This window comes from Paenibacillus sp. MMS18-CY102, assembly GCF_009789195.1.
Classification (GTDB): Bacteria; Bacillota; Bacilli; order Paenibacillales; family Paenibacillaceae; genus Paenibacillus_T.
Genome location: NZ_WSTC01000063.1, coordinates 1 through 10,209, shown reverse-complemented (window position 1 = coordinate 10,209; position 10,209 = coordinate 1). Strand labels below are relative to the sequence as shown.

12 protein-coding genes and 5 tRNA genes are annotated in these 10,209 nt (G+C 50.0%); 4 read left to right on the top strand and 13 right to left on the bottom strand.

The window, feature by feature from the left end:
• Nucleotides 1-661: 661 nt before the first annotated feature.
• The 7 genes from GON22_RS25195 to GON22_RS25165 all read right to left on the bottom strand — a co-directional run bounded on the left by GON22_RS25195 (nucleotide 662) and on the right by GON22_RS25165 (nucleotide 2,857).
• Entirely contained in the window at nucleotides 662-1,408 is a 747-nt protein-coding gene (locus GON22_RS25195) for a hypothetical protein (protein WP_160398814.1), read from the bottom strand.
• Between the two features lie 339 nt (nucleotides 1,409-1,747).
• Nucleotides 1,748-1,833, bottom strand: a tRNA-Leu gene (locus GON22_RS25190).
• A 44-nt stretch (nucleotides 1,834-1,877) separates the two neighbouring features.
• Nucleotides 1,878-1,953 (bottom strand) — tRNA-Lys (locus GON22_RS25185).
• A gap of 5 nt (nucleotides 1,954-1,958) precedes the next feature.
• Nucleotides 1,959-2,033 (bottom strand) — tRNA-Glu (locus GON22_RS25180).
• A 148-nt stretch (nucleotides 2,034-2,181) separates the two neighbouring features.
• A tRNA-Ser gene (locus GON22_RS25175) sits at nucleotides 2,182-2,272 on the bottom strand.
• 1 nt (nucleotide 2,273) lies between these two features.
• Nucleotides 2,274-2,349: transfer RNA gene (locus GON22_RS25170), tRNA-Asn, on the bottom strand.
• Nucleotides 2,350-2,377: 28 nt separating this feature from the next.
• Nucleotides 2,378-2,857: a SprT family protein gene (locus GON22_RS25165; protein WP_160398813.1), complete on the bottom strand. Its 480-nt coding sequence runs from the start codon at nucleotides 2,855-2,857 to the stop codon at nucleotides 2,378-2,380.
• Nucleotides 2,858-2,945: 88 nt separating this feature from the next.
• On the opposite strand from GON22_RS25165, the gene GON22_RS25160 reads away from it, so the two are divergent.
• Entirely contained in the window at nucleotides 2,946-3,299 is a 354-nt protein-coding gene (locus GON22_RS25160) for a hydrolase/acyltransferase (RefSeq protein ID WP_160398812.1), read from the top strand.
• A 97-nt stretch (nucleotides 3,300-3,396) separates the two neighbouring features.
• A complete protein-coding gene (gene cmpA / locus GON22_RS25155) occupies nucleotides 3,397-3,534 on the top strand; it encodes a cortex morphogenetic protein CmpA (protein ID WP_160398811.1) in 138 nt (45 codons plus the stop codon).
• A gap of 109 nt (nucleotides 3,535-3,643) precedes the next feature.
• Here cmpA and GON22_RS25150 read toward each other — a convergent pair whose 3' ends face one another.
• From GON22_RS25150 to GON22_RS25135, 4 genes are all read right to left on the bottom strand, one after another.
• Nucleotides 3,644-5,884 (bottom strand): Tex-like N-terminal domain-containing protein, encoded by a 2,241-nt coding sequence (locus GON22_RS25150; RefSeq protein WP_160398816.1) that lies wholly within the window; start codon nucleotides 5,882-5,884, stop codon nucleotides 3,644-3,646.
• A gap of 119 nt (nucleotides 5,885-6,003) precedes the next feature.
• Nucleotides 6,004-6,645: an MBL fold metallo-hydrolase gene (locus GON22_RS25145; RefSeq protein WP_160398810.1), complete on the bottom strand. Its 642-nt coding sequence runs from the start codon at nucleotides 6,643-6,645 to the stop codon at nucleotides 6,004-6,006.
• Nucleotides 6,646-6,649: 4 nt separating this feature from the next.
• On the bottom strand, nucleotides 6,650-7,216 hold the full coding sequence (locus GON22_RS25140; protein WP_160398809.1) for a thioredoxin family protein: 567 nt from the start codon (nucleotides 7,214-7,216) through the stop codon (nucleotides 6,650-6,652).
• A 160-nt stretch (nucleotides 7,217-7,376) separates the two neighbouring features.
• Complete coding sequence (locus tag GON22_RS25135) at nucleotides 7,377-8,009, bottom strand: DedA family protein (RefSeq protein ID WP_160398815.1); 633 nt, start codon at nucleotides 8,007-8,009, stop codon at nucleotides 7,377-7,379.
• Nucleotides 8,010-8,159: 150 nt separating this feature from the next.
• On the opposite strand from GON22_RS25135, the gene GON22_RS25130 reads away from it, so the two are divergent.
• Together GON22_RS25130 and GON22_RS25125 are read left to right on the top strand one after the other, a co-directional pair.
• Nucleotides 8,160-8,627, top strand: a complete 468-nt coding sequence (locus GON22_RS25130; protein WP_160398808.1) for a cupredoxin domain-containing protein — start codon at nucleotides 8,160-8,162, stop codon at nucleotides 8,625-8,627.
• Nucleotides 8,628-8,702: 75 nt separating this feature from the next.
• On the top strand, nucleotides 8,703-9,014 hold the full coding sequence (locus GON22_RS25125; RefSeq protein ID WP_160398807.1) for a dehydrogenase: 312 nt from the start codon (nucleotides 8,703-8,705) through the stop codon (nucleotides 9,012-9,014).
• A 108-nt stretch (nucleotides 9,015-9,122) separates the two neighbouring features.
• On the opposite strand, the gene GON22_RS25120 is transcribed toward GON22_RS25125, so the two are convergent.
• Nucleotides 9,123-9,467 (bottom strand): hypothetical protein, encoded by a 345-nt coding sequence (locus GON22_RS25120; RefSeq protein ID WP_160398806.1) that lies wholly within the window; start codon nucleotides 9,465-9,467, stop codon nucleotides 9,123-9,125.
• 104 nt (nucleotides 9,468-9,571) lie between these two features.
• Nucleotides 9,572-10,209 (bottom strand): O-antigen ligase family protein (locus tag GON22_RS25115; RefSeq protein WP_160398805.1); only part of this gene is annotated, 638 nt, incomplete at its 5' end.

Genomic DNA, 10,209 nt, shown 5'->3' with positions numbered 1-10,209 from the left:
AAAGAAGTTTTCAACGCGAGTTGAAAATCTTCAACTTTAGAGCATTTGTAGCTCATTTTGAAACATTTATTCTGACAGTTTCGCTCGTTGTTCAGTTTTCAAAGAACAATTTCGACAACTTTTACATCTTATCATACGATGTTTAGTTGGTCAAGCTTTTATTTCATCTTGTTTCGACAACGTTCATTATCATAACACATAATATTTCGTTGTGCAAGCTTTTCTTTCAACATTCTCGCGAGATGCAATCTCGTTCGTTTGTTTCAGTTTCGCTCACCGGCGTGTTGTTCTCGCGACCGGAATTAGAATATACCATAGCTAGTCTACACAACGCAAGTCTTTTTTTAAAAAATAATTGAAACAGTTTAAACTATACACTCTAACTATATTGATGCTTATTTACGACACACATCTCCATCAAATTGACAACCTTCGTAACAGAGGTCTCCTTCATCATTATATAAGAAAGCAATACTTTGCTCGATAAAAGAATCAATGAATATCTAATGCGGCAACCTCATTAGCTCCGCTTGTTCCAATAACACCGCATTACAAAAATTTCGCTGAGTCCATGAGAAGAAGTTGTTAATTTTACTTGCGAGAATGAAAAGACCTACCAATTAAGGTAGGCTAATAAAAACGTATTATCGTTTCATGGCACTTATTGTCCTAAAGCTTCCTCAAACATTTCAGTCAGTTCTGCTTCGATTTCTTCCTGTGACATCTCTTCCACTGGTCTATAATTGCCATCTATATTATAATCCTCTGCCTTATCACTAATTCCATTCTCAGGAACGTATTGACCAGCATCATCATAATCATTAGGATTTAGCGAAGGAGCCTCGGGATCATTTTCGAGTTCTTCCTTAGTATAATATTGATTTGTACTTATAGAGCTGATTTCAAACTTTTTGGAAACTGCAATCGTATTCCCCCAGACCGAATCCGATTTCACATCGATACCTTCGAGGTTTGCCCCATCCCCACCAATGATTCGTTTTACATCAGGTGGTTGAACATTCGCTGTTGATGAATTTATCTCAACTGCATATGTCCCTGCGTCTAGACCGCTACCTTTGTTAGAAAATGTATTACTCATGAATGAACCATTAATAATGGTTACTTTATCTTGAGCAAAATAACCAGAATCTCCTCTAACACTTAACATCAATTCCATATTGTCCGGTAAATTTGTTTCGGCCGTAACTCTTACAGTGTTATCTGCACCCACGTTAGTCGATATATTAATGCTAACATTAATTTTGGCATTTGAAGGCTCAACTTTAGATACAGAACGATTATCAGATTCACTAGATACCCTTTCGCTTGTATCTTGATTTGAATTCGAGCATCCAACAATCAAACAAAGCGCTAGCAGAAACAGGCATGGCATTCCAAACTTTTTCATCAAATCTTCTCCAATTCCTATTTTTTCCATCATTCTAACATGTATAACATTATAGATCTATAGAAATAAAAGTTATTAAGTTAGCGGTCTAAAAGTAACAAACCAAGAAAAGCACCCTTGGAAGAGGTTTACGAATCACGAGTTATTGTAACTTTGAACAAGTAATTGTCTCAGGAGATAAACCACGTTACTCACGATCACCTTAATATTGAAATGTAACAACACGAAAAAACCACTTTCTATTCAGGAGTGTCTCCTGATTAGAAAGTGGTTTCAATTATCATGAAGGTGTGAAGAGAACCACACCGTCTACACTTCATTTGTTAATCGTAATAAATATGGTGCGGTAGAGAGGACTCGAACCTCCACGGGCGTACGCCCACTACCCCCTCAAGATAGCGTGTCTGCCATTCCACCACTACCGCACATTTAGAAACCCCATCATCATTTGCTCCGAGGGAGAAACAAATGGTGAGCCATGTAGGACTCGAACCTACGACACCCTGATTAAAAGTCAGGTGCTCTACCAACTGAGCTAATGGCTCAAACATGGTGACCCGTAGGGGATTCGAACCCCTGTTACCTCCGTGAAAGGGAGGTGTCTTAACCCCTTGACCAACGGGCCATACATTGCAAATCTCAAGGCGCTCAACTGAACGACCAGAAGAGCATAACATGAATCACTAAGTGATGCAAGTTGTTTTTTCTGAATTAAGACAAAAGAAAAAGACCGATTGAGTTGCACGGCCTTTCCGTAGCAAATCAGAAAATTGTGGCGGAGAGAGAGGGATTCGAACCCTCGCACCACTTGCGCAGTCTAACCCCTTAGCAGAGGGTCCCCTTGAGCCACTTGGGTATCTCTCCATGGCTCCCCGAACAGGACTCGAACCTGTGACAACTCGATTAACAGTCGAGTGCTCTACCAACTGAGCTATCAGGGAAAATTGTACAGTGACAAGTAATAATTTATCACGACTGCTCAGCAGAGTCAAGTATCTTTAGCGTTAATTTGCCCGAACATTTGCCGCACGCGTATCGAGCCGGATCCAACCTTCGGCGGCGCAAATATTCCATCCCGCACGCTCCGCAAATAAGCTTGTACTTAAATGGCCTCGGCGCGCGCCCTTCCCGCTCCGGCAGCCGCTTGCAAAACCTTGTCGCTCCTACCTGTACCAATAAGCGTTTGAAATCCTCATCCCGATGCTGGTACCCCCGCTTCATCAAATGAAGATGATAGTGGCAAAGCTCATGCTTAATAATTTTTTCAGTCTCCTCGACGCCGAACGCTTCAAGCTGATGAGGGCTGATCTCAATATTATGGGACTTGGTAAAATAGCGTCCGCCTGTCGCTTTCAAACGGCTATTAAACGTAGCCTTGTGTTTGAATGGGCGCCCAAAACTCTCGTTTGATACCCGCTCCACCCACGATTGCAACATCTTATCATTCATCGTTAATCTCCTCCGACTACTTGAATTGTAAAGGCGGGGTACGATACACTTCAAGTAGGTTTTTTTATGAGGGGAGAACAAACAAGCTATGCCTACTATGCGATATGTCATCATGCAGCAAGAAGCACGTATCCTATTCGTCGAAATGCCGCATTCGTACGCTTACCAATTAAGCGCACTTAATCTGCGACTGCATAAAGAAATCGACAAGCTGACAGCTGACAATGTACCATCCTTGCCTTATGCCATCGCGGAATGCGATAGCGCAGAGTTGCACGATTCCAGCATCAAAACCGTCAACGGCCTTGAATACCTAAACGAGCTCGAGCGGGATTTCGCTTCCGTGCAAGAAAAGTCGTACCCGCTCATCTCGCTGCTCACCGAAATTCGTGCGCTGCAGGCACAACTCGAGCAATGGTATGAAGAGGAATACGAAGTTTAATCGAATCCGCTCGAATTCATCCGTATGGACTTGCACTTCCTTCCGCCCGTGCCCATATGCTATTCATACAGTACGGTCCGGGAGGAGGACGACGCATATGCCTCAATGGCTGTGCAACCAGTTAATGCGCGCCTACCAGAAGAAGGACATCCGGCAAATCCGTCTGCTGAACGATTGCTGGTTTTTTTACCGCACGAAGCAGCGCCCTAGCGAAGATTCCGTCACGATCAATTAAACTTTCCACACAGCGTTCACAATAAGTGAATGATGCCGTAGTTGTAAAAAGCCGCTTGAACCGATATTCGGTGCAAGCGGCTTTTAGCCGTAAATTGCTAGAAAGCTAGCTAGTCGGGCTTGACCATCGTCAAGCTGACGCGCCCTTTCTTAAGGTCTGCTTCCAATACCCACACCGTAACGGTATCGCCCACCGATACAACGTCTGTTGGATGCTTGACGAATTTGGTGCTTAGCCGTGAGATGTGGACGAGCCCGTCGTTCTTAATGCCGATATCGACGAAAGCGCCGAAATCAATGACGTTCCGAACCGTGCCTGCTAGTTCCATGCCCGGCTTCAAGTCTTCAATCTGCAACACATCCGTCCGGAAAGCAGGAGGGGGAAGCTCTTCCCGTGGGTCCCTGCCCGGACGCTGCAAGCTTTCTACAATATCCCGAAGTGTCGGTATGCCGACACCTAATTCTCCCGCAAGCTGGACAATATCCGCTTCGCTTAGCTTCGTGCGCACCTGCTCAGTACCAACATCAGCCAGCTTCAATCCAAGCGCCCGGAATAATTTGTCTACGACTGCATATGACTCCGGGTGGATAGGCGTACGATCAAGTGGATTGGCCCCTTCGGGTAAACGAAGGAAACCTACGCACTGCTCATAAGACTTCGCCCCTAAACGCGGCACCTTCTGCAGCTCGCGGCGTTCCTTAAATTTTCCATTCTCTTCACGGTGCTTCACAATGTTTCGGGCAATCGTAGCGTTAATCCCCGCTACATAGGACAAAAGTGAAGGTGAAGCGGTGTTTACGTCGACGCCGACGTGGTTTACAGCAGATTCTACAACGCCGCCAAGGCTTTCCTCAAGCCGCTTCTGGCCGACATCATGCTGATATTGCCCCACGCCGATCGCTTTAGGCTCGATCTTCACAAGCTCAGCGAGCGGGTCCTGCAGTCGGCGTGCGATGGAAACCGCGCTGCGTTCAGAGACGTCCAGCGCTGGGAACTCCTCTGCTGCGAGCTTAGATGCGGAATAAACGGAAGCGCCTGCTTCATTGACGATCATATATTTGAGCTCTGCTGCGCCGGCAGCGCCAGCAGCGCGCCTTTTGCCAATGAGGTCCGCAATAAACTGCTCGGTTTCACGGGAAGCTGTGCCATTGCCGATAACGATCAGATTAACCCCATACCGATCGATTAATCCGTTTACGATCCGCTCGGCATCTGCCACCTTGTTATTAGGCGGCGTCGGATAGGATACCGCTACTTCCAACAGCTTGCCTATGTCATCGACGGCCGCAAGCTTGCAGCCTGTCCGGTAGGCTGGATCAACCCCGAGTACAACTTGCCCGCGTACTGGCGGAGACAACAGCAAATTGCGCAAATTAACGGAGAAGATCGATATCGCATGCTCTTCCGCTTTCTCCGTCATCTCATTGCGCACCTCACGTTCAATAGATGGCGCAATTAAGCGTTTATAGGCATCCTCTATGACGGAAACCAGTACAGCTTGAATCGGAGCAGCCGTAAACTTGCGGACTATATTGCGCCCCATCCACTCATGTACACGCTCTGAAGGCACGTCCAGCGTTACGCGAAGCACTTCCTCCCGCTCCCCCCGATTAATGGCGAGAACGCGATGAGGCGGAAGCTTCCGAACCGGCTCCTGGTAAGCATAGTACATCTCATACACCGTTTCTGCCTTGGCGTCCTTCGCTTCCGTACGCAGCAGCCCCTGGTCTTGAGTGAATTTACGCACCCAAGCCCGAGTAGCCGCATCGTCTGCGATGTTTTCCGCCAAAATATCCATCGCGCCTTGCAACGCTTCCTCCGCCGAAGCCACACCTTTCTCCGAATTGATGTACCGCGCTGCCTCAACTAGCGGGTCCCCCTGCTTAGGCTGTGCCCAAATCCAGTTGGCCAGCGGTTCAAGGCCGCGCTCCTTCGCAACGCTTGCGCGCGTTTTGCGCTTCTGCCGATAAGGCCGGTACAAATCCTCTACCTCTTGCAGCTTGCCAGCCGCAATAATAGATTGCTGGAGCTGATCCGTCAGCTTGCCTTGCTCGTCGATGAGGCGTATGACTTCGCGCTTGCGATCTTCTAAATTCCGGCGGTATTGCAGCCTTTCCTCGATGTCACGCAGCTGGTTCTCGTCTAGCTCGCCAGTCATTTCTTTGCGATAACGTGCAATAAACGGAATCGTATTGCCTTCATCCAGAAGCGACACTGCCGATTTCACTTTCGTGAGCGGAATCGATAATTCTTCTGAAATTTGGCGTATAATCCGTTCTTTCTCTACGGCTAACTGCTCGTCTGTCGGCTTCGCGCTGCTTGTATCCGTCGTCGATTGTTCCCGCTTCACTGCTGCCACGTCCGAAACACCATCCCTATAAAAATAACTGCCCAAATATCGTTGCTCGAAAAATAACGCCCGGGCAGTCTCGCCGACGCCCGGGTGTCTAGGTTACCTTATCATGTTCCTTATCGCTGCAATCCAACGTATGGATTGTTTGCTTTCTCAAAACCGATTGTCGTCTTAGGGCCATGGCCAGAATACACGGTCACATCGTCTGGCAGCTTAAACAGCTTCAAACGGATGGAGTCGTACAAATCCCGCTCACGGCCGCCTGGCAGGTCTGTCCGTCCAACGGATGCACGGAACAATACATCCCCGCTAAACAAATCGTTGCCGCATAACAAACTTACGCTGCCCGGCGAATGCCCCGGCGTATGCATAACGGAAAACCGCTGCCCGATAAATTCCAGCGTCTGGCCTTCATCAAGCGCATATTCAGCCGGATCAGTCGTTAGCGGCGGCGTAACATCTTTCCAACGCCCCGAGCCATTAAGCTGTGCGTTCGTCAGCCAATCAGCCTCCAAGTCATGAATATACACCGGACAGCCTTTTGCCTTGCGAACCTCATCAACGCCGCCCATATGGTCAAAATGCGCATGCGTCAGCACGATCGCTTCGATGTGAATATTCTCGATTCGTTCCAACAGCCGTTTGGGCTGCATGCCAGGATCAATGATAATGCCCCGCTCTCCTGCCTCGTCCGTCAGCAAATAGCAGTTCGTTTGCAGCGGCCCGAGCGAGAACGTCTGGATGTTCAGCTTCGCCATCGGCTTAGAACGAGGAGAGAAGGTCGCGCAGTTCGCTTACGATGACGGATTGGTAGCCCGTGCCTTCGCCATAGCGGCGTCCCATCTCTTGGCGCGTTTCGCCGAGTTTCGCTTGGTAGTCTGCCGCTTCGCGGTCTGGATTCGCTAGCTTGAAAGCGATCATTGCTTCTTGCACATGTTTAGGGCGCGGTCCCCATTGGCCAAGTACATGGCCGCCCGTATCTGCGAAAATAACGATCGGAATTGCGCGGCCGCCCATCGTCAGAAACTCATCAACCGTTTCGAGATGCTGCTCCATAATAAGTACTTCTGTCGGAATGCCGCTGTCAGCCAATGCTTGGAATACAACTGGGACATTGCGTACAACGTCGCCGCACCATTCAGCCGCTAAGATCAAGCACCGGATGTCATCACGGTTGTTCATCGATTCAAAAAACTCGCGGTCATCTTCCGATGCCCATTCAAACTGTTCGTACCACGAACGGAACTCCTCTTTGTTCTTCTCCATGCCATCCATAAACTGCTGTGGGGAGATGCCCTTATTCAGCTTTGCCGCTACATTCTTGCCCATTATCGCGAACCTCGCTTTCATTCTCGAGATTTAGTAATCGTATCTGTTCACTCTACTATTGTAGCAGAAACAGGCAGATACAGGCAAAAGGCCTTAGCTATAAAAAAGCGCCGTTCCACGGTTATAGCCGGGCACGGCGCTTCTTGTGCAGGTTGCTCCGCTAGGCCGAACGGCTGCGGGAACGCATGATTTTGTAAACGACATAGGCAACGAGCAAACCAATCGCAATTAGAATAGCTGGCTGAACGTACTGCCCTGCTTTCTCATCTATATCTTCCCAATGGTCGCCAAGCGTCCAGCCTAAGTAGACGAACAAAATGGACCACGGCAATGAAGCTAGCGCAGTAAGGAGGGTAAACAGCCCGAACCGCATGCGCGCCATGCCCGCAGGAATAGAAATCACTTGGCGCATAACAGGGATGAATCTTGCGGTAAACACGATGCCTGCGCCATATTTTACAAACCAGCCTTCAGCGATGTCGACATGCTTTTGCTTAATTTTCAAATACTTGCCATACTTCTCCACAAAGGGCCGGCCGCCGAAACGCCCGATTGCGTAAAGGATCCAGTTCTGAATAACAGCCCCAATTGTACCGAAGATAACAGCGCCAACGAAGGACACCTTTCCAAACGAGAACATATGGCCCCCATCATGATAAACCAAGTAGCCTCCATACGCTAGAACGATTTCGCTCGGAATAACCTCGACCATAAGCCCGAATAAGATACCGAAGTACCCCAACTCCTTCATCCATTCCAGCATGGTGGACACCACGTCAGACAAAATATGCATGGTTTCTCCTTTCGCCTCTCCCAAGGCCTTGTCATTGCTTGTTTCGTATTCTAGCACATACTTTGCCTCACCCGCTACACTCGTCATCGACTGACAAGCCCGCGCATAGACTAGCCTAGAGTAGGTACGCAGAAACGGAGGGAATGTTCCATGACCAAATTCGTGGTCGTCAAAAAAAGGCAGCTCCAATGGGCAGCGGTCATCGTGCTCGTCGTATTGGTAGCTACAGCCGTGTGGCGTTGGAATGCTGCGGAGCCAACTCTCGCGAATGCGGAGGTTGGCAATGCGGATGGCAGCCAGGCACAGGTGTTCCAGATCGTTACCGGTGAATTTGAGACGACTGACCGTGCCGGAAAGATGTTAGAGGCGTATGTATGGAGCCCCGGCAACTTCAACGTCAAGAAGGGCGTGCCCGTCGAGCTGCGCATTACTGGCATTAGCGGCGATAAGCATCCATTCGTGATCGAAGGGCTTGGCATTAAGGGTACCGTGACAAAAGGGGAAACGACCATTGTCCGTTTTACGGCTGAACATGCAGGCACATACCCGATCCAGTGCCTGACGCATACCGATTTGCGCAGCGGCGGTCCGATGGTCGGCTATATCTTCGTGCAATAGGCTTTTGGGCTTGGCGGCTATGTGTCCGCTAGCCTGATTGGCGCATACGATAGCCGTATAGGAGGCGGTTGTCGCATGAAGCCCACTTTTGAGAAGCATTCCACCGGTTATCCAACTGCACGCAAAATAAAAAGAGCTTGCAGCAACGAGTTGTATCGGACCGCCAAACGGCTGAAAACGTGGATTCCGAAGGAGAAGCAGGACGAGGCGGAAAAGATTTATTTTAAAAAAGTTGCGCTGAACCTCCCTTGGATCTCTGAGAACCAGAGCAATCGCAAGCTGCTGTCCGATTGGTGGGACGAGAATGTCAGCGCGGAAATCGCCGAGCTCTGGGAAGTCGACCGAGCCGCGTTATGCGAAGCGTTCCGTGACGCTTTTGGCGGTTAGGGTTAGTGCCATAAATAGCTGTATTGCAGAAAAAGAGCCTCATCCTCGCCCGCTCGCATATCGCGGTTCGTAGGATAAGGCTCTTCTTTGCCTGTGTGTGAAATGGGCTTAGCCGATGATGGCAAAAGCTTCGACGCCGCTCGGCACAGTACGAACGCGTTGAAGAACGCCGAATGGGTTGAACGCACGGAGCTGGAATGTTGCTGTAGTCAATGTAGTGATGTTGTTAAAGCGGGCGACCCCGAACGGATCAAAGCCTGCTGTTGCAACAACAACGCCATTGCGGACAAGCTGTGCAAAGAAGTTCGTCGTCCGGAACGGCACGCCGCTAGTTTGGACCCAAACCACAGTAAACCTGCTGAGGATTGGACCGGATTGCCTGATCGATGTTGGCACCTTTACTTTGCGTATGACGCCGCCCGGCACGAGATATGGAGGTTTTTTGCTCGACAATACTATACTCTCCCTTCCTATTTGGCAATAAATATTGCATGTTGTACCACAAGCAATATATGCATGGAAGAGAGATTGCGAATGGACGAATGGCGCCTGATAGATTAATCGGGTTCGATTGCCGCGAAATGGCAGTTTTCCTGCCTCTCCAGCCCATAGGCAGCCATAGCCAAAAATAATAGCCACCAACAGCCATAGCTCATGTCAAAATCAATCGCTGCATGCAGCAGCAAGACTACGATTGGCGCAAGCATAATTCGGCGCTCGCCCGAGCGAACGATTGCCGCAATTAGTAAAGAAAAAATAGTAAGCAGTAGCGCAAGGCCAACAATGCCTGCGTTAAGCAATAGGTCCAAGTAGCCGCTATGGACCTCACGGATGCCGAGGCGCTCGCCGGCAAGCAGCCGCCATGCATCGCCGCCATAGCCAAGCAGCGGCGCTTCCCGCCATAGCGCGAGCGCGTCGGCGTACATGGAGGCGCGCGAAGCCGCCGTCTCATAATGCCCGCCGATTCGCGCGAATAGCGCGGCGGGCATTAGCGCGGCGAGCGTTGCGGTGCCGCCGGCGAGCAGCGCAGCCGAGGCTGCGAGCGTGCGGGCGCTGCAGGGCGCAGCGCGCAGCAGGCGGCTGCGCAGCGCGAGCAAGCCTGCTGCGCTCGCCAGGCCGCAGGCTGCGAGCAGAGCGGCGCTAGCGAAGCTGGCGCTCGCTGCGCCGGCGGCCTGCGGCGCGATGGCGCGGGCCG